The organism is Microcystis sp. T1-4, assembly GCF_000297435.1.
Taxonomy (GTDB): domain Bacteria; phylum Cyanobacteriota; class Cyanobacteriia; order Cyanobacteriales; family Microcystaceae; genus Microcystis.
The window spans coordinates 1-18,858 of sequence record NZ_CAIP01000098.1 but is presented as its reverse complement, the minus strand read 5'-3'; the positions used below and the strand labels follow the sequence as shown (position 1 = coordinate 18,858).

The 18,858-nt window shown below is 44.1% G+C and carries 12 protein-coding genes and 2 pseudogenes; 5 read left to right on the top strand and 9 right to left on the bottom strand.

Annotated elements, in window-relative coordinates:
* Positions 1 to 161: 161 nt before the first annotated feature.
* On the bottom strand, positions 162 to 1,046 hold the full coding sequence (gene lipA, locus MICAI_RS05445; protein WP_008198884.1) for a lipoyl synthase: 885 nt from the start codon (positions 1,044 to 1,046) through the stop codon (positions 162 to 164).
* Positions 1,047 to 1,228: 182 nt separating this feature from the next.
* Between lipA and MICAI_RS05440 the strand changes: the two genes are divergently transcribed.
* Entirely contained in the window at positions 1,229 to 2,968 is a 1,740-nt protein-coding gene (locus tag MICAI_RS05440; protein WP_008198881.1) for a mechanosensitive ion channel family protein, read from the top strand.
* 357 nt (positions 2,969 to 3,325) lie between these two features.
* On the opposite strand, the gene grxD is transcribed toward MICAI_RS05440, so the two are convergent.
* Both grxD and dnaX read right to left on the bottom strand, forming a co-directional pair.
* Entirely contained in the window at positions 3,326 to 3,649 is a 324-nt protein-coding gene (grxD, locus tag MICAI_RS05435) for a Grx4 family monothiol glutaredoxin (protein WP_002780647.1), read from the bottom strand.
* 87 nt (positions 3,650 to 3,736) lie between these two features.
* On the bottom strand, positions 3,737 to 6,124 hold the full coding sequence (gene dnaX / locus MICAI_RS05430) for a DNA polymerase III subunit gamma/tau (protein WP_008198879.1): 2,388 nt from the start codon (positions 6,122 to 6,124) through the stop codon (positions 3,737 to 3,739).
* A gap of 334 nt (positions 6,125 to 6,458) precedes the next feature.
* Here dnaX and MICAI_RS05425 point away from each other — a divergent pair, with 334 nt between their 5' ends.
* Positions 6,459 to 8,651, top strand: coding sequence for a molybdopterin oxidoreductase family protein (locus tag MICAI_RS05425; protein WP_008198875.1), 2,193 nt, complete (start codon positions 6,459 to 6,461; stop codon positions 8,649 to 8,651).
* A gap of 239 nt (positions 8,652 to 8,890) precedes the next feature.
* On the opposite strand, the pseudogene MICAI_RS27760 reads toward MICAI_RS05425, so the two are convergent.
* From MICAI_RS27760 to MICAI_RS05405, 6 genes and pseudogenes are all read right to left on the bottom strand, one after another.
* Positions 8,891 to 9,103 (bottom strand): annotated as a pseudogene (locus tag MICAI_RS27760) (pentapeptide repeat-containing protein); the annotation flags it as partial.
* Positions 9,006 to 9,212, bottom strand: a complete 207-nt coding sequence (locus MICAI_RS27755; protein ID WP_369751899.1) for a pentapeptide repeat-containing protein — start codon at positions 9,210 to 9,212, stop codon at positions 9,006 to 9,008. The pseudogene MICAI_RS27760 and the gene MICAI_RS27755, both read right to left, overlap by 98 nt.
* A pseudogene (locus MICAI_RS22460) lies at positions 9,128 to 11,386 on the bottom strand (pentapeptide repeat-containing protein); the annotation flags it as partial. The gene MICAI_RS27755 and the pseudogene MICAI_RS22460, both read right to left, overlap by 85 nt.
* Before the next feature lie 909 nt (positions 11,387 to 12,295).
* Positions 12,296 to 13,192, bottom strand: coding sequence for a tRNA (5-methylaminomethyl-2-thiouridine)(34)-methyltransferase MnmD (locus MICAI_RS05415; protein ID WP_008198870.1), 897 nt, complete (start codon positions 13,190 to 13,192; stop codon positions 12,296 to 12,298).
* Complete coding sequence (locus tag MICAI_RS05410; RefSeq protein WP_008198868.1) at positions 13,152 to 13,946, bottom strand: alpha/beta fold hydrolase; 795 nt, start codon at positions 13,944 to 13,946, stop codon at positions 13,152 to 13,154. Before MICAI_RS05410 ends, MICAI_RS05415 begins: the two co-directional genes overlap by 41 nt.
* Before the next feature lie 326 nt (positions 13,947 to 14,272).
* On the bottom strand, positions 14,273 to 14,872 hold the full coding sequence (locus MICAI_RS05405) for a superoxide dismutase (RefSeq protein WP_039899642.1): 600 nt from the start codon (positions 14,870 to 14,872) through the stop codon (positions 14,273 to 14,275).
* A 434-nt stretch (positions 14,873 to 15,306) separates the two neighbouring features.
* Between MICAI_RS05405 and psbH the strand changes: the two genes are divergently transcribed.
* The 3 genes from psbH (at position 15,307) to glgB (ending at position 18,491) form a co-directional block, all read left to right on the top strand.
* The gene (gene psbH / locus MICAI_RS05400) at positions 15,307 to 15,501 is read left to right on the top strand and encodes a photosystem II reaction center phosphoprotein PsbH (RefSeq protein ID WP_002736544.1); all 195 of its coding nucleotides are present in this window, start codon (positions 15,307 to 15,309) and stop codon (positions 15,499 to 15,501) included.
* A gap of 104 nt (positions 15,502 to 15,605) precedes the next feature.
* Positions 15,606 to 15,854 carry a TatA/E family twin arginine-targeting protein translocase gene (locus MICAI_RS05395; protein ID WP_002735474.1) on the top strand — a complete coding sequence of 83 codons (249 nt, stop codon included), beginning with the start codon at positions 15,606 to 15,608 and terminating at the stop codon, positions 15,852 to 15,854.
* 357 nt (positions 15,855 to 16,211) lie between these two features.
* The gene (gene glgB / locus MICAI_RS05390) at positions 16,212 to 18,491 is read left to right on the top strand and encodes a 1,4-alpha-glucan branching enzyme (protein ID WP_008198860.1); all 2,280 of its coding nucleotides are present in this window, start codon (positions 16,212 to 16,214) and stop codon (positions 18,489 to 18,491) included.
* The last annotated feature ends 367 nt before the right edge of the window (positions 18,492 to 18,858 follow it).

Below are 18,858 nucleotides of genomic sequence, written 5' to 3'. Positions count from 1 at the left end.
GGGGGGTAGAACCCCCCAAAGGCTTGGATTGAGTGATAAAATCGAAAGTAACGCCCAATTTTAGCCGAGAGTTTCTCCGTAAAAATCCCAACTTGGTAGATTTACAAAAATTAACTTAAAACTTACATCTGATAACTGATAACTGATAACTGATAACTGATTTACTCTCCGGCATGATAGGAACTGCGGACTAGAGGTCCAGATCTAACTTGGGAAAAACCCATTTTTTGGGCAATTTCTCCCAACTCGCTAAATTCTGCGGGAGTCCAATATTTCTGTACGAGCAAATGTTCCAGAGAAGGACGCATATATTGACCAATAGTAACTCGATCGCAGTCGATCGCCCGTAAATCTGCCAAAGTCTCGATAATTTCCTCTTTTGTCTCACCGTGACCGACCATTAAGCCGGATTTCGTCGCAATTGATTGATCGATTTCCTTAACATAACGCAAAACCGCCAAAGAGCGATCGTATTTAGCCCCGCGTCTAACCGGCTTTTGCAAACGGCGCACCGTCTCGATATTGTGATTGTAACAGGCGGGTTTTGCCCCCACCACCGTCGCCACCCGTTCCTGTTGACTTCCCTTGCCTCCGGCAAAATCTGGGGTTAACACTTCAATTAAAGTGTGGGGATTGAGTTCGCGAATGGCCGTCATCGTCCGCACAAACCAACTGGCTCCGCCGTCTTCGAGGTCATCTCTAGCTACAGAAGTCAAGACAACGTAACTTAAATTTAACAATTGCACCGCTTCCGCTACTTTTTGCGGTTCCTCCACATCGAGAGGCATGGGTGCATGACCCTTATCCACTTGACAAAAACCACAGGATCGGGTACAGGTGGGCCCCATCAACAAAAAAGTCGCCGTACCTTGGGCATAACATTCGCCGCGATTGGGACAGCGACCCTCCTCGCAGATAGTATGAATGTTCCTTTGTTTGATAATGCGCTGAACTGTGGAGATTTCGCTAGATTTGCCGAGCGAACGCCGTAACCAAGGAGGTAAAGAGGTGATTTCCTCGCGCCACTGTGGGGGTATATTGGACATGAGAAGTTAACTAATGTTGGGGTTTGGGGATTGCAGTTATCAGTTATCAGTGGGGAGAGGGGAGAAGGGAGAGAGACGACCGACTCCCCAAAACGAAAACTTTTGATCTCACCCTTAAGATAACTGTCATAAGCTGAGAAAGCGACTCAAGATCATTGTTAATCAAAAAGGAAACTTGGGCAATGGGACGACGGCAACGGGGAAAAATTTTCAATCTGGTCATTCAAGGATTGGCGAGTTGCCTGTTAATTAGTATATTTGTTCTTAATTCCCCGCCATCCCTAGGCCAAAATTTTCTGGTTCCATTTGTATCTCCCACGGGAACAAGGATTTTTGTAGCCGGGGATATAGAATATGCTTCCGTGCATTTAGATGGATTTGCCTTATTTCAGATTGCCTCCCAAGATTTTACCGCTTCTGAGTCCCGGGAACTCTCCCCGGTAGAAAGACGGGCTAGGCGCATTGAAAGAGGTTTAAATAATATTATCAATCGGGGTTTCGATCCGACAACCCTGCAAGTAAGTACGGCGACTCTGAATAATTTAACCGTGATTGTGGCCAAGGATAACCAGAATTTACCGCAACAGGTAATTCTGACAGTGACAGAAGTTGATGCCCTGATCGATTCTTCTTCTGTTGGCGATTTAGCGGACAGATGGGTTAAAATCATCCAAACAGCTTTGCTCCAAGCTTGGCAAGAACGTCAGCCCGCCCCTCGTCGGCAACAGGTAATGACTGCCACTATAATTATTTTGGGGCTAACTTTCTTAAGCTGGGTATCAATTTGGTGGCAGAAACACCTAAGAAATCGCTTTAATCTCCTCAAAAAACAAGCTAAAAGGCAATCCGATCAAAATTTACCCATAAATTCCCCCCCCAGAAAAGATCGCTCCCAAGAGCCGATTTTAGCCGCTCTAGGAGATTCCTCTAATTTCCGTCAACAGGCCGATATTCAGCGACAACTAACGCTAAATATTCTCTGGAAAAGACTAGCTTTCATTGGACTGATACTGCTTTGGTTTGGCGGAATAGCGGCGATTTTGTATGTATTTCCTGAAACTAGGCTAGAAGGACGCGGAATAATTCGTATTCCTTTGCGGATTTTTATTATCTGGTTGCTGCTGACATCAGTGAGCAATATGGTTAATCTCTACGTTAATTTTCGGCTACGCGAGTGGGTAGAGGAAGGAGCGGTTTTTTCGGAAAATTTGGAAAGGAGGATTCTGCGCGCTCCCACTTTATTGGAGGTTTGGCGAGAAATTATCACATTTATCGCTATTTTTCTGGGAATTTTTGGTTTTTTGGCTTGGATGGGTCTTTCTTTCGCCTTTTTACTCACGGGAGCCGGTTTAGTGGGAGCATTGCTCACCTTTGCCTTTCAGGATCTTTTGAAAGATTGGATTAACGGTTTTCTGATTGTCTTTGAAGACCAATACACTGTCGGTGATATGGTCCAGTTTCAGGAGTTTACTGGTTTGGTGGAAAATATGAGTTTGCGAGCGACTCAATTGCGGGCTGCTGATGGACGTTTAATCACTATTGCCCATAACCAAATTATTAGCTCACACAACCTCAGTAAAGATTGGGCGCGGGTCGATTTTACCATCGAAGTTGCCTATGACACCGAGCCAGATCTGGCGATCGCTTTAATGGCAGCCATCGCTGAAAATATGGCTGTAGATCCACAATGGCAAGAAGACATCATCAATCCTGTGCAGGTTGCTGGTGTTAGTCGGGTTTCTCACACGGGAATGGAAATTATGCTCAGAATTGTCGTCAAAAGATTACGACAATGGGACATAGAAAGAGAGTATCGTCGTCGTCTCAAGATTGCTTTTGAGGAGAAGGGAATTCACATCGGTATTCCCCAACAAAGTTTCCTGATAGCACAAGATAGAGAGGAATTCAAGGGACAGTTTTAAAGGGGAGTGATACTAAATCCTGTTTAAAAGGTATAGGAGAGTGGGGTGTAGGGTGTAGGGTGTGGGGAGAAGGGAGAAACAATTCATAACTTGAGAGTTAATCACACTATTAAAAACGGATTTGTTATCAGTTATCAGTTATCAGTTATCACTCCGCATCCTGTAGGGGCGAAGCATTCGGATAGAAAATCTACGGTTTCACCGATAGGTTATTGCCCGAATGCTTCGCCCGTACTTTTTGCCGCAAACCCTAAGTAGAAAATTGCCGTCTTTTCACTGATTACTGATTACTGATCACTGATTACTGTTTGGTAGGTTTAAACTAGGTTAGGATAGCTAACCTAACCTAGAAAATTTTTAGGAAGCTAAGGCTACCTCGACTATTTGTTGTAGTTCCCCATTTTGATAGAGTTCGATCATAATGTCGGAACCACCAATAAACTCACCGTTGATATAGACTTGGGGAATAGTTGGCCAATTGGAATACTCCTTAACTCCTTGTCTTAACTCCTGATCTTGCAGAATATCGACAGTTTCGTAGGAAACCCCCAGAATATTGAGAATTTGTATGACGTTATTCGAGAAACCACACTGAGGCATTAATTTATTGCCCTTCATGAACACAAGAACTTTGTTATTCTGGACTAATTGATCGATTCTGGCCTTAGTTTCGGGTGTCATAGGTCTAGTAGCTAGAATTTGAGCAAGAATAGCCAATCCTGAGACGTGGCATATCCTATTAGTTTAGCACAAGCCGTTGGGATAGCTTTAAAAAGGAAGGTCTTCGTCCTCCTCCAAACTGTCTAAAATTTCGTTAACATCAGGTCTCCCGCGCACGATAGTCATATTTTCCACAGACTTATTAACTTTAGTTTCTGCGGCCGAATTTTCCGGCAGTGAATAACCCATATTGACCACTTCACCATCAAAAGATTTCGCTAACTTTTGAGCGGCCGCCAAAATTTCGCTAACATCGACATCTTGATCTAATGTCTCCAAAGATGAATCAAAATTTAATATTTTTTGAGGCAGTTCTGTGCTAGGAGTTTTTGGGGTTCCCGATGCAGTGATCTTTGCTTCTTTGACCGGGGGAATATCCACCACGGTCATAACTTTATTTTCGGGAGTTATTGGTGGGTTTGGTGCGGTTTCCAGTGGTGGTTGCATCTTGGCTGCTGGGGATTGGGAAACCTCCGCAGCCGTGGCAGCAGTGGCGGAACCTACCTGTAAATGAACTTTAATCCGGCGCTGAAAAACTGCCTCGAAAGCTGACTCAATATTAGTCAAGCGCAGCCGGGCCATTTTTAATAATTGTTCCGAAGATATACTTAAATAAGCGCTCGATTCTTCCATATTAAAAAGACTGCCGTGCTGACGTAGGAGAGTGCGAGTAGTGGGGGGTTCCATTACTTCTAAAACCTGCTGCCAAATTTGTTCATGATTGTCATCACTGGCAACAGTTTTAACCTCAGTTTTCGGCACTTCGACCCTAGTTGTCGGGGGGATAACTGGCGGTTTTATCGGTTCATTAACCGGCGCCGGCGCTGTGATCACTTCTGGGGGCCTCTCGACGCTGGTTTGGGGACGGGAAGGCGCTGCCGTGGCAACTAGAGGAATCACCTGTGCTTGCGGTAACAGTCCCAAGAGAGTGACTTCTAACCAGAGACGGGGTTGAGTGGTGTTTTTTAGTTGCGTTTCGCTGTCTTTAAGCAGTTGTTGACCGCGGAGAATTTCCTCTAAAGACCAAGTACGCGCTTCCGTACACAGTTCCTGCCAAGTGGGAGCGGTCACAGCCACCATTTCTGGACGATTAGGGGCAGTTTTGGCTAAAAGTAGGTTTAAATAGAATCCCGCTAGATTTTGCAAGACGATTAAAGGTTCTTTCCCGCGATTCATCAGATGGCGACATTGTTCGATAACTTGATCGGGAATATTGCTATGAATGACTTTAAGTAGGGTTAAGAGGTCTCTTTCGGGGACTGCACCGACTAAATCCCAGACTCGCTCGGCCGTAATCGTTCCTGCGAGTAAACTTAATTGATCGAGGAGACTTTCCGCATCGCGTAAACCACCGTTAGCGATCTGAGCCACTAGGGTTAATGCTTCTAGGTTAATATCGATCGCTTCTATTTGGGCGATTTTTTGCAGGTGTGCCACCATCGCATCGAGGGGAATACGGCGATAATCAAAGCGTTGACAACGGGAGATGATGGTAGGCAAGACACGCTGAGGATCCGTGGTAGCAAGCACAAAAATCACTCGATCTGGCGGTTCTTCCAGAGTTTTCAGCAAAGCATTAAAGGCCGCCGTACTGAGCATATGGCAGTTATGAACTAATAACCCATTGGCAACAAAATTATGATTGTCCTCCACTTCTAGGTCATAGACGCTTTCTGTGTCACCTTCTTGAATCCCTATCACTTCCTCGAAATTTGTCAGCCATTGAGGGGATTTTATGATACTAGGCGTGTATTGCACCGCAGCCACATTCACAGGGGATAGGATCTGAGCGCCGATTTTGAGATTTTTTGCTTGTATCCATGCTTTTTCTGTTCTAATCAAATGATTACCAGTGCAATTAATCGTCCGATTTCTGGTTTGAATGGTTAAAGTTGCTTTTACGCCTCGGTTTAGCCATCGCAGGACTTTTTTATATTCCCACTCTCCGCTGCTCTCGTTGTAACTGAGAACTCGTTTTCCGAGAATCTCAGGATGATTAATGGGGATTAATCCCGTTTCGGTGAAAACAAGGCTATCCCCAGTCAGGCATTCATCGATGACATAGACTTTATAACGACATTGGACGGGGGCAAATTGCGATCGCTCGATAATTTCCCGAATGTTATCCACACCGGTATTACTCGCGGCATCAATTTCGATCACGTCTAGGGCCGAACCATTGGCGATCGCTTGACAGACGGAACACTTACCGCAGGGAATCGGTGTCGGATGGTCACTAGACAGACAGTTGAGGGATTTGGCTAAAATTCGCGCCGAGGAGGTTTTCCCCGTGCCTCTGGGTCCAGTAAATAGGTATGCAGGAGCGATTCGCTCACTGATTAAGGCATTACTCAAGGTCGTGGCGATCGCTGATTGTCCCACCAAATCGGCAAAGGTTTGGGGACGATACTTATGATGTAGAGGTTCGTAGGTCATGACTGGCTGAAAACTTTTTCCGCACCCTAGAGACTACTATTATCCTATCCCGATTCTTTTTCAACACGAGAACAAGTGTATGCTTTTTAAGCTGTTAACTATTGAAATTGCTTGTGGAGATCAGGCAACAATAAAACCCCACACCTCACACCTCACACCTCACACCTATCAGCAAATTTTATCTAGCCAGGTTTAATGCGCGATTTGCATCGCGAAAATGGCAATTTGGCCAAGGCTTCTAATAAATTGTATTAATAACTACAATTTGGCCGAGAAAATCTGCCGACTATCTTAGTATGCCTAAAGACAGCGCCACTAATCAGACCAACCGCTTATGACTGAATCTACAAAAACCCAATGTCCTTACTGTGGAGTAGGTTGTGGTTTGACAGTCACCCCCCCCGCGTCGGCCGGACAAGCATGGAAAGTCTTCGGGGACAAGTCCCACCCCTCCAGTCAAGGTATGGTCTGTGTTAAAGGGGCCACAGTAGCGGAATCAATCGATAAAAATCGCCTCAAAACCCCGATGATCCGCGATTCTCTCCAAGAGCAATTTCGTCCTTGTACTTGGGAAGAGGCCCTCGATCGCATCGTTAACCGCATCCAAACTCTAATCGCTCAGGGGGAAAAGGAAAGTATCTGTTTATACGGTTCGGGACAATTTCACACCGAAGATTACTACATCGCCCAAAAACTGGTCAAGGGCTGTCTGGGAGTCAATAACTTTGATGCTAATTCCCGTCTCTGTATGTCTTCGGCCGTGGCCGCTTACCTTAATAGTTTCGGGTCTGACGGTCCCCCCTGCTGTTACGATGACCTAGAATTAACCGATTGTGCCTTTCTGGTGGGGACAAATACGGCCGAATGTCACCCCATCATCTTTAACCGTCTGCACAAGTATCTCAAAGGTAACAAAGAAGCGAAATTAATCGTCGTCGATCCCCGCAGCACCAAAACCGCCGAGGCCGCTACTCTCCACCTCGCCATTAACCCGGGGACCGATATTGACCTATTTAACGGTATTGCTTACCTGTTACTGAATTGGGGGGCGATTGATCGCCATTTTATCGATCAATGCACCAGGGATTTCCACAAATACACCGAAATTATCCGCCATTATCCCCCGGAAATAGTCGCCCCTAAATGCGGTATCCCCATCGAGGATTTAGAACAGGCTGCCCGCTACTGGGCCGAATCGAAAAGAGTGCTTTCCCTCTGGTCGATGGGTATCAATCAATCTAGGGAAGGCACGGCCAAAGCCCGCACTTTAATCAATTTACACCTAATGACGGCTAATATCGGTAAACCGGGGGCCGGTCCTTTTTCCCTAACCGGACAACCCAACGCCATGGGAGGAAGGGAAGCCGGCGGCCTCTGCCATCTTCTCCCCGGTTATCGTTCCGTCAAAAATCCCCAACACCGGGCCGAAGTGGAACAAGCTTGGGGTTTACCCGCCGGTCGGATTTCTCCGGTCCCCGGTCGCGATGCTTGGAGTATGATTACCGGTTTGGAGACGGGAGAGGTGAAATTACTTTGGATTGCTGCCACTAATCCGGCTGTTAGTATGCCTGATCTAAAACGCACCCAGGCAGCCCTGTTAAAATCACCTTTTACTGTCCATCAGGATGCCTACTATCCGACGGAAACCAGCGCCTATGCCCATTTATTACTGCCAGCAGCCCAATGGGGCGAAAAAACGGGAACAATGACCAATTCTGAGCGGATGGTGACGTTAAATAAGGCTTTTCGCCCTCCCGTCGGTCAAGCTAGGGCCGACTGGCAAATTTTTGCCGAAGTTGGTCGCCGTTTGGGTTTTCAGGCACAATTTAATTTTCAGGATTCGGCCGAGGTATATTCCGAGTTTGCCCGCTTGACATATAAACGTCCTTGTGATATGACAGGGATTAATTATGAGCGCCTGGCCGAGACTCCCCGACCGTGGCCCGATTCCATCGATGAAATTTCCGCCCCTAAAACCGCTAATTCTGGGGAATTACTGGGTAATTTAGTTAAAGATGACCATAAAAGCCAAAAAACAGCCGCAAAACGCCTTTATACCGATGGTAAATTTAATACTGCCGATGGTCGTGCTGTTTTCGCCGCTTACCACAGTAAAGGTTTAGCGGAACCCCCCGACGATGATTATCCCCTAGTTTTGACCGTGGGGCGTTTGTACGGTCACTGGCACACCCAAACTCGCACCGGCCGCATCGAGAAAATTGTCAAAATGCACCCCGCACCTTTTCTGGAAATTCATCCCCAAGATGCGGCAAAATTGGACATAGAAGCTGGGGAATGGGTGGAAGTGCGTTCTCGTCGCGGTTCTGCCCGTTTTCCCGTTTTAATTACCAAAGCAATTGCTCCTAATTGTGTCTTTGTGCCGATGCACTGGGGGGCTTTATGGGCAGAAAATGCTGAGGCTAATAGTCTCACCCATCCGGCTGCTTGTCCGATTTCCCTACAACCAGAATTAAAAGCTTGTGCTGTCAAATTAATCCCGTTGAAGTCTTTAGTTAGGGTTTGCTGAAAAAGTTTTTCCTGGGGACAGGGTGTGGCCCCCCCAACCCCCCCGACATCGGGGGGGCAGGTAGGGTGTAGGGTGAGGGTTTTACCCATTTTCAGGGGGTCAATTACCTAATTTTCAGGGCAAAAGTGCCTAAATTTCCCCCCCCGATCACCCCAATGTCTGGCACTTTTTGATGGGAAAAAAGTCCAAAAGTCTTACCCAACAAGGTTTTTAGATTTATTGAGCAAACCCTAACTAGGTTATTGGGGACAATCGGCAATTTTACCCTTAGTTTCTTTGAGTTCCTCTCCAACAGCTTGACACAATTCAGGACTAAATTGAGCGTCTTTGAGACTTTTAACAGTTTCCAGTTGTTCAACTGTTAATCCGATCACTTCTTGTAGCTTTGCACCGGTTAAATCTGCACCGGTTAAATCGGCATCTTTTAAAATTGCACTGGTTAAATTGGCATCTTTTAAAATTGCATCTTGTAATTGTGTGCCTATTAAATGCGCTCTTGGCAATTCTGCCTTTTCTAAAACAGCACCTTGTAAATCTAAGCCATCTAAAACCTGATCGGATAAGTCAGCTTCAGACAAATCTGACTTAGGTTCAATTTTATAAGCTCGCTTAAATAAGCTTTGATATTTTAGATCCACCGTGTTAATTGTTCTCTGATCGTAAATGGCTTTATCTAATTTCGCTCCCTCCAAACTAACACCTCTTAAATTAACTCCAATTAAATTAGCTTTTTCTAGGATAGTATTTTTCAATCCTTTCTGACTAATCTTGGTTAAATCTACACAGGATAAGTTGACTTTAGTTAAATCTCGATCGGACAAGTCGATGCCGATTAAGTCGATTTTTCTGGTTAAATTATTAGCTGAACAATCCTTAAGATTCTTTGGTAAATCAATTAATCCTTGATAACTGTTCGATGTCGGCAACCAACTTATGGTTTCTATTTTTTGGTTCGATAGATTTTTAACAATTAGATAAGATTGCCGCTGTCGAGTAATAAAATAAACTACTTTTGAAAATTCTTCATACATTTTGGCAACTTGATTAAAGTTACTGTTGGGTCTATCAAAATCTAACTTGGTTTCTTCATTAATTAATGCTCCCTTAAAATTAGTTCTGCTATCAACTTTAACCTTGATTAAATTTGCTCCTCTTAAGTCAGCATTTGCTAAGTTAGCACCGCTTAAATCCGCTTCCGTAAGATCGGCAGCTCTCAAGTCGGCCTGTTCTAGGTTAGCCTGTCTTAAATCCGCTTGTTTTAGGTTAGCTTCTCTGAGATTTGCCCTGATTAAGTTAGCATTAATTAACAATACATTTTTTAAATCTGCTGATTCTAAAATTGCCTTAATTAAAACTGCATCCTCTAGATTTGTTTTAGCATCTAGATAGCTTTTTAAACGAGCATTTCTAAGATTAGCTCCGATCAGGTAAGCTTTTTTTAAATCAGCACCACTTAAGTTAGCACCTTCAAGGATGGCAAAGTTCAGGAAAGACTGACTAAGATTACTACGGGATAAATCGGCTTTTACCAGTGTAGCAGAACTTAAATTAGCTCCCCCTAAATCAGCACTAATCAGGTTGACTTTCTCCAATTTAGCACCCCTAAGGTTGACTTCTCGTAAAGCAGTTTTTTCCAAATCTCGATTAGATAAATCTATTGCCACTAAATCACCTGGATTGTTGGGATTTTTATTTTCAATATAATAAGCTTTAGCAGCTATTAATTTTTGACGATCACCATTATCTAGTTTCGTTTCTTTATCATAAAGAACACCCTTTAATTTAGCCTTATCTAATATGGCCCCCTCTAAATTCGCTCCTCTTAAATCAGCATCCTCCAGATTTGCACCTGTTAAATCCACTCCTCTTAAATCAGCTTTTCGGAGATCTGCGCGTGTTAGATCGGCATCTTTTAAGTCCTTCTGTGCTGGCTGCAAGTCTCTTTTTAGGCGATTAAAAAGGCTAATTTTGTAAAACTTTGTCGAATTTGAAAAGATACTTTGATCGAGTTTAGTACGATCATCATAGATCGCATGATCAATCTTAACACCTGTCAAGACAGCACCGGTAAAATCAGCCCCTCGGATATCTGCATGAGTTAAATCAGCGTCCCTCAAATCAGCATTAATTAACCTGGTATTTATGAGATTAGCGTGACCTAGATTCGCTTTTTGTAAATAGGTGTTGCTCAGATCTACTTCCTCTAAATCTGCTTGGTTTAATTGCAGAGAATTACATTCATCTTTAATATCTTTTTCACGATCACAGATTAAATGGGTGTCTTCTTGTGATTTAAACCAATCAAAAGTTTGAGTATTAAAGTTATATATTGTCCCTTCAACACGTGCATCTTTTAAAGAAGTATTCAGGAGATTAGTATTTCTCAAATCTGCATTAGATAAATTAGCTCCCTCTAGATTAGCATTGGTGATATTTGCTCCATTTAAAATGGCATTGGACAGGTTAACATCCTGTAAATTTGTCCCTCTTAAATCGGCTCCTGTTAAGTCAGCTTTTCTGAGACTCGCTCCAGTTAAATCGGCCCCGTCTAGATAGGCATTCTTTAGGTTTGCTCCGTCAAGATTGGCATTCTGTAATTGTGCCTTGGATAGATCATTATTTGGCATATCGACTCCAGGTAAATTAGCTGATTTGAGATTTACCCCCACCAATTTGACACAATCCTCTTGCAGGCCAACTTTTGTTAATAGCCAAGTGAATATATTTTCTGGCATTTTACAACCACTACTGAGAGACTCCAAGGCATCAATTCTTCCGTTACTAGCAGGATCTTCTTTTGCTGAACGGAGAACAGTCCAAGCATCATTATTCTCTTGCGCTCGTCGTTTATCCGTTTCCCACCAATAGGTGATTACACCAGCAAAAATGCCTAAAGCGGTAACAATTGAAGCTATTTTGAGGATCAGCTCAAAATCAGTCCAATCAAATCGGTATTCATTTAATAAATTTTTGCATTCTTCCGGGGATAAGCCACTATCTTCTGATAGCTTTTGTAAGTAGATGGCTTCTTGAATAGGGTTTTTCGCTTTTTGCTTAATTTCTTTTATTCTCTTTCTAATTTCTTCTTCCGATAAAATCTTGGTTTGTTTTAGTAAGTTCTTATATTCATCTAAAGAAAAACCCAAAAAATTAGACTCTGACAGTTCTTTTAAAAGCCTTAACTTTTCAATATTATCTCTTTCATTGTTAATTCGGTCTAATTTTTCATGAATCTTTTCCCATATAAGCCGATTAAAATATTTTTCGATCTTGTCAAAACTTTCTTGCTCCTCTCTGGCTATACGATGTAGAGCCAGACTTTGCTGCGGTTCTGGCAAGGGGATAATTCTTTCCAGTTTACCTTTAATTTTTTGATATTTTGGGTCGTTCTTATTACTCATTTTCCTGTCCTCCGGTTAATACTAGATCGGCAAACTGATCGTTAAGAAGAGTCGCTCTTGATCGCCTTAAGGCTGAATTGGTTTAACAAAAAAATCTATCTGGCCGGGGAACCTTTTTTATGCAGATAACGTCCTGCTCAAACCCATGCTATCTAACTGGCCCAAAAAAAACAAGCCGATCAGCAGAATGCTTAATTTTTCTTCAACAAAAGCCCCAATTCTCAGGCATTTAACTACATATTCTCATTCCGAGATTGCGATCGAACTAACCGATCTTTGCCAACGTTTTTTCCAGTGGCTAGTCGGTTCTAAGTCACAGAGAGCCTGTTCGCTGCGACGACGTTGTATGATAACTTCGGCTGGGTCGGTTAAAGTCGCGTCTCGATAGGGAATAGCGGCTTTAGTTTGCAGATGTTCCCGTTCCTGTGCCGATAGAGATGGGGGTAAGGACAAAAAACTGGCTATTGTCCCTGGCGATCGCCGACCGACGCTATCGGTGGCCCCAATCTGCAATCCTGCTAATTGTAAAGCCCTTCGCACCGAGGCAGCACAGGAATAGGTGACTAAATAACCCGTCGGACTCAGGCATTTGGCCACTAAAGCCAAAAACTCCACCGTCCACAGTTGCGGACATTTACCCGGGGAAAAGGGGTCGAGAAAAATTGCCTCTGCTTGAAAACCCGCGTCAATCACCCTGGTTATCGTCTGTCGCGCATCCCCGATTAACAGTTTAGCCGTGAGATTAGGCAGGTCTAGCCGGTGATTATGGGCAAAATCATTTAAATATTGGGGAATTGGTTGACTCCAACTATTTAAGAGATTTTCTCTAATAGCCGCTAGGGGAACCACTCGATCGCTTTCTAAAGCTAATAATTCTACCCGACAATCCCCCCTAACTTGCCAAATGGCTGCCAAGGCAGCGGCGGCATTATACCCTAAGCCGTAACAAATGTCAAGAATTTTTAGATTATTGCTCTGGTCTGCTTTTGCTGCCAGACGACTGGAGAGGATAAATTTTTTCTCGGCTTCTTCCCTTGCCCCGGAGGTAGAATGATAACATTCGCCGAATTCGGTCGAAAAAAAGGTATAAGAACCATCCTCAGTGACTTTTTGCGGGTAAGCTTCGGGGGAGACAAGCATGGTGATGGAGAATGTCTTTGAGGTGAATATCGGTTTCCAGCAGGCAAGCGTGACCACTATTAGGCAGAATCGTTAATTTTGCTGCGGGTAACTGCTGAATTAGGCGTTTAGCCTCCGCTACCGATGGTAACAGTCGATCGCCTTGACTGGCTATCACTAACACCTCCAATTGCAGAGCTTTTAACTCGCTGGCACTAACCTGAAACCGTTGTAACTGGGATAAACGCCAGCTAATCGTCTTCGGTGGGACGTATTGCATGGCTTTGAGGAGAGAGCGGCGATCTTCCCTAGACATTCGACCCAGAGCGGCCAGAAAGGGTAAAATAGTTAGGGCCGAGCTGCTGTGGATGAAATCGGGCATCATCTGGGTGATACCGATTCCCAAGCTTAAAAGAGGTCTTTGATTAAAAGAAGAAGCGGGGTTAATTAAAATCAGTTTTTTAATTAATTTTGGTGATTTTATCGCTATTTTCAAGGCTAAACAGCCGCCAAAAGACTCACCGCAGAGATAGACTTTTCTCGATTGTTGCTTTAATTCCTGGGCCAATAAAGCGATCACGAGGGTGCTTAATTCCTCCCAATCACCGAGATATTGCGGGGAAATCGCCAAACAACGCAGATCGAAGTAAGGGGCTAGGTTTTTAATCTGACGATGGTATAGTTGGCCGCTGCCATCCATTCCGGGTAAAAATACAAACAGGGGATAATCGGGACGGGGATGACGGGGAATAATCCAACTGACAGGTTGTTCCATTGTGCGAGCAGCGCGATCGATGTTAAAAAAGTTTTTTCTGGTTATCTATATTTAAGGATAATTAATATTAGAGAGATTTGCCAATTTTAAGAGTAGTATTAACCCCCAACCTATGGATGGTTTCTCCCTGCTCCCCAACCCCTGATAACTGATAAGCTAAGACGCATTTTCACCGACTATCCTGAGATTAGCTGCATCTGCTTCGCTCCCTTTACTGTTGCAAGAGTGCAAGAGTGCCTCATCTCAACAAGCAATTTAAATGCGCGGGCAGCCTAACTGATAACTGATAACTGATAACTGATAACTGAATTAACTGAGCCAAATTTTTAGGCCGCCGCTAAATTAGCAGCCACGAAATCCCAATTAACCAACTTAGTTAAAAAGTCGCTGATGTAATCGGGACGACGATTTTGGTAGTCGAGATAATAAGCGTGTTCCCACACATCCATAGTTAAGAGGGGAACCTGTCCGGCGGTTAAAGGATTGTCAGCGTTGCCGGTTTTGGTAACTTTGAGAGTACCCTTATCGAGAACTAACCAAGCCCAACCGCTACCGAATTGAGTAGCACCCGCAGTTTTGAAAGCTTCGACAAATTTCTCGAAACTGCCGAAATCTGCGTTAATTTTAGCGGCTAAAGCACCAGTAGGCGCACCGCCACCACCCGGTTTCATGCAGTTCCAATAAAAACTATGGTTCCATGATTGGGCGGCATTGTTGAAAACCCCAGCTTTAGAGGCATCACCGGCCACCTTAACGATAACTTCTTCTAAAGAGAGAGCATCGAGTTCCGTATCTTTGACCAAACCGTTATAGTTATTGACATAAGCGGCGTGGTGCTTGTCGTGGTGGAATTCTAGGGTACTTTTGGTGATGCAAGGCTCTAAGGCAGTGTAATCGTAGGGTAAAGCGGGAAGTGTGTAAGCCATCTGTTGTTCTTGATATCCTCTCTTGAGAGCTTGTTTAAGGTAGTCTTGATAAAACTTTACATCCTCGATCATAGCACCGAAGGAGACTTGATTGAGTGATCACTGATCAGCTTTTTTCTCCCCCATCACCTCAACCCCAACCCCTGACTGATAACTGATTACTGATTACTGATAACTGAAAAATCCTCCCATCGACCGTCTGCTAAATCCTGAGAAGATCACCAAACAATGTTAGAATAATTCCCGTACTGTAGGCGCTTGCAGATTCTTGTGGGCGTGGCAGGGCAGGCGAAAAACGATTCCGTTCGGAATTAGACCAAAAAAGCTCCACTGGCAACAGCAGTAGATTTTATCTCACTGGGTTGATCGGTTGGCAGTTCGTCAAATTACGGATCAATACAAAATTATCATTTACAGATCTTTCTTGGTAACTTATGGCACAGCGTACACGCTTAGGTGAAATCCTTCGTCCCCTCAACTCAGAATATGGTAAAGTTTCTCCCGGTTGGGGAACTACCTTGCTGATGGGAGTGTTTATGGCTCTGTTTTTAGTCTTTTTGCTGATTATTTTACAGATCTACAACTCCTCCCTAATTTTAGAAGGATTTAATGTAGATTGGGGTCAGTAAGCAGATTCCAACAATCTTGTCGGCATTTTTGGCGGCACAATTGTCCCGTGGACTTTGGCAGGTGGGTTATTGCCCACCGCGAGCTTTTTATTAGGAGCAAAAACATGAATATTTTTGGGATTGGATTGCCAGAAATGGGGTTAATTCTCTTGATTGCCCTGCTAGTTTTCGGACCAAAAAAATTACCAGAAATCGGTCGCAGTTTAGGCAAAACGATTCGAGGATTTCAAGAAGCATCAAAGGAATTTGAAAGTGAATTTAAGCGAGAAGCCCAGCAGATTGAAGACTCGGTAAAAATCAAAGCTGAATTAGAAGAAAGTCAATCTACTAGGGATCAAACTCGTTCCAGTTAAGAACTGTGTAGAGATGTAGTGTAGGTCAAATTCGAGACTATCCGCTAGATTAACATCGAGAATGACCAAATCGAGATTAAATTGGCAGTTTTACCATAGACCTCTTGTAAAAATCAAAAATTGTTGTTAGGGTCAGGAGCCGGTCGTCAGGAGTCGGTCGTCAGGAGATTATTGTATTTATTCTTCCCACTTCCCCACACCCCACACCCCACACCCTACACCCTACCCCCACGAAAACCTTTTTCAGCAGACCCTAAGTAGGCAGAATATATCATTAGTTTGAGAATTCCCAGAAGGCAAGGAAAAAATGACTATTTCCTTGCTATAAGTATTGTAGATGTCAAGAGTGTTAACTGAATGTCTATAGTGGTATCCCCCGAACAAGTCCATCAAATCGTCAACAACCTCCATCACGATCCCTTTGAGGTTTTGGGGGCCCATCCCCTAGAAGAAGAAGGAAAAGTAAATAAATGGGTTGTCAGAGCCTATTTACCGAAAACCACGGCCGCTTGGGTTATTTTACCGTCCCAAAGACAAGAATATCCCATGACGACCGCTTATCATCCCCATTTTTTCGAGTGCGTCATCGATATCGGTGAACTGAACAATTATCAATTACGCATTCACGAGGGAGAACAGGAACGGGTCATCTATGATTCCTATGCCTTCCGTTCTGCCAAACTCAGCGATTTTGATTTACACCTGTTTGGGGAGGGCAACCATCACCGCATTTATGAAAAATTAGGGGCGCATTTAGCTGAAATCGAGGGTATTAAAGGGGTTTATTTCGCCGTTTGGGCTCCTAATGCCCGCAACGTCTCGATTATTGGTGATTTCAATAGCTGGGATGGTCGGGATCACCAAATGCGGAAACGTAATAATATGGTCTGGGAATTGTTTATCCCGGAAATCGGTGTTGGCACTAAATATAAATACGAGATCAAAAATTGGGAAGGTCATATTTACGAAAAATCTGATCCCTACGGTTTTGCCCAAGAAGTACGCCCGAAAACCGCCTCGATCGTGGCCAATTTAGATAGCTATACTTGGGATGATAGCGATTGGATGGAAAAACGCCGCCATAGCGATCCTTTAACTCAACCGGTTTCCGTTTACGAATTACACCTCGGTTCTTGGCTGCACACTTCCAGTGCCGAACCCCCCCGTTTACTTTCCGGGGAAGGAGAAGCGGTTCCCGTGTCGGAATGGAACACTGGAGCGCGCTTTTTGAGTTACTACGAGTTAGCCCAAAAACTAATTCCCTACGTTAAAGAATTAGGTTACACCCATATCGAATTATTACCGATCGCCGAGCATCCTTTTGATGGTTCTTGGGGTTATCAAGTGACGGGTTATTTTGCCCCCACCAGTCGCTACGGCAATCCTGAAGATTTCATGTATTTTATCGATCAATGTCACCAAAATGGGCTTGGTGTGCTAGTGGATTGGGTTCCGGGTCACTTCCCCAAAGATGGTCACGGGTTAGCTTTCTTTGACGGGACTCATCTTTATGAACACAGTGACCCGCGCAAGGGGGAACACAAGGAATGGGGAACCTTAATTTTTAACTACGGTCGCAATGAAGTCAGAAATTTCCTGGTGGCTAATGCCCTATTTTGGTTCGATAAGTACCATATTGACGGTATTCGCGTGGATGCGGTGGCTTCTATGCTCTATCTCGATTATTGTCGTAAAGATGGGGAATGGGTGGCTAACGAGTACGGTGGCCGGGAAAATTTAGAGGCCGCCGAATTCCTGCGTCAAGTCAATCATGTAATTTTTAGCTATTTCCCCGGAATTCTCTCTATTGCCGAAGAATCCACCGCTTGGCCGATGGTGTCCTGGCCCACCTATATGGGCGGTTTAGGCTTTAATTTGAAGTGGAATATGGGCTGGATGCACGATATGCTCGATTATTTCGGCATGGATCCCTGGTTCCGTCAATTCCATCAAAATAATGTCACTTTTAGTATGTGGTATAACCACAGCGAGAATTATATGCTGGCTTTGTCCCACGATGAAGTGGTTCACGGCAAAAGTAATATGATTGGCAAAATGCCGGGGGATGAGTGGCAAAAATTTGCCAATGTCCGGGCCCTATTTAGTTATATGTTTACCCACCCCGGCAAGAAAACCATGTTTATGAGCATGGAATTTGGCCAGTGGAGTGAGTGGAATGTTTGGGGTGATTTGGAGTGGGGTCTTTTGCAGTATCAACCCCATCAACAGCTAAAACGATTTTTCTCGGATTTGAACGCCACCTATAAGAGTGAACCTGCTCTATATACCCAGGATTTTGGTCAAGATGGCTTTGAGTGGATCGACTGTAGTGATAATAGTCATAGCGTCGTTTCTTTCCTGCGCTGGAGCAAAAATTGGCAGGAGTTTCTGGTGGTGGTCTGTAATTTTACTCCCCAACCCCACAGCCATTATCGCGTTGGTGTACCCCATCCCGGTTTTTATCAGGAAATCTTTAACAGCGATGCGGGTAAATATGGCGGTAGTAATATGGGCAACCTCGGAGGTAAATGGTCGGAGGAATGGTCCTATCATAGCCGCCCCCACTCGATCGATCTCTGTTTACCACCTTTAGGGGTTTTAGTTCTCAAAATCGGTCCTCATGCTTCTGGGGAATAGGTAAGCTTTTTTCAGTGTTGCCAAAGGCACGGCGTAGCCGTCCAGTAAACAGTAAACAGTGAACTGAAAACTAACATCTGATAACTGATAACTGATAACTGATAACTGATAACTGACTAACCCCTAACAAAAAAATTTAGAGGTCATCTTGCGGAAAGTGGCCTCTTTTTTGGCTGAATTTTCCAGAAACTATTAAGTTGTTAGATTAGCGAGCAGTGTTTGCACCCATTCTTGAGCGAGTTCTTCCACGTTGCCATTACTGTCGAGATGGCTAAGAATATATTTTTGTCGTTGGTGAGCTAATTCAGCGAGACTACCGATATGAACAAAACTTTCTGGTAAACGATCATTCTCAAAGGAATATGGC

Coding starts and splice junctions, on each gene's coding strand:
- psbH (WP_002736544.1), top strand. CDS start 15,307: ATGGCACAGCGTACACGCTTAGGTGAAATCCTTCGTCCCCTCAACTCA.
- MICAI_RS05410 (WP_008198868.1), bottom strand. CDS start 13,946: ATGGAACAACCTGTCAGTTGGATTATTCCCCGTCATCCCCGTCCCGAT.
- dnaX (WP_008198879.1), bottom strand. CDS start 6,124: ATGACCTACGAACCTCTACATCATAAGTATCGTCCCCAAACCTTTGCC.
- grxD (WP_002780647.1), bottom strand. CDS start 3,649: ATGACACCCGAAACTAAGGCCAGAATCGATCAATTAGTCCAGAATAAC.
- MICAI_RS05415 (WP_008198870.1), bottom strand. CDS start 13,192: ATGCTTGTCTCCCCCGAAGCTTACCCGCAAAAAGTCACTGAGGATGGT.
- MICAI_RS05405 (WP_039899642.1), bottom strand. CDS start 14,872: ATGGCTTACACACTTCCCGCTTTACCCTACGATTACACTGCCTTAGAG.
- MICAI_RS05395 (WP_002735474.1), top strand. CDS start 15,606: ATGAATATTTTTGGGATTGGATTGCCAGAAATGGGGTTAATTCTCTTG.
- MICAI_RS05440 (WP_008198881.1), top strand. CDS start 1,229: ATGGGACGACGGCAACGGGGAAAAATTTTCAATCTGGTCATTCAAGGA.
- lipA (WP_008198884.1), bottom strand. CDS start 1,046: ATGTCCAATATACCCCCACAGTGGCGCGAGGAAATCACCTCTTTACCT.
- glgB (WP_008198860.1), top strand. CDS start 16,212: ATGTCTATAGTGGTATCCCCCGAACAAGTCCATCAAATCGTCAACAAC.
- MICAI_RS05425 (WP_008198875.1), top strand. CDS start 6,459: ATGACTGAATCTACAAAAACCCAATGTCCTTACTGTGGAGTAGGTTGT.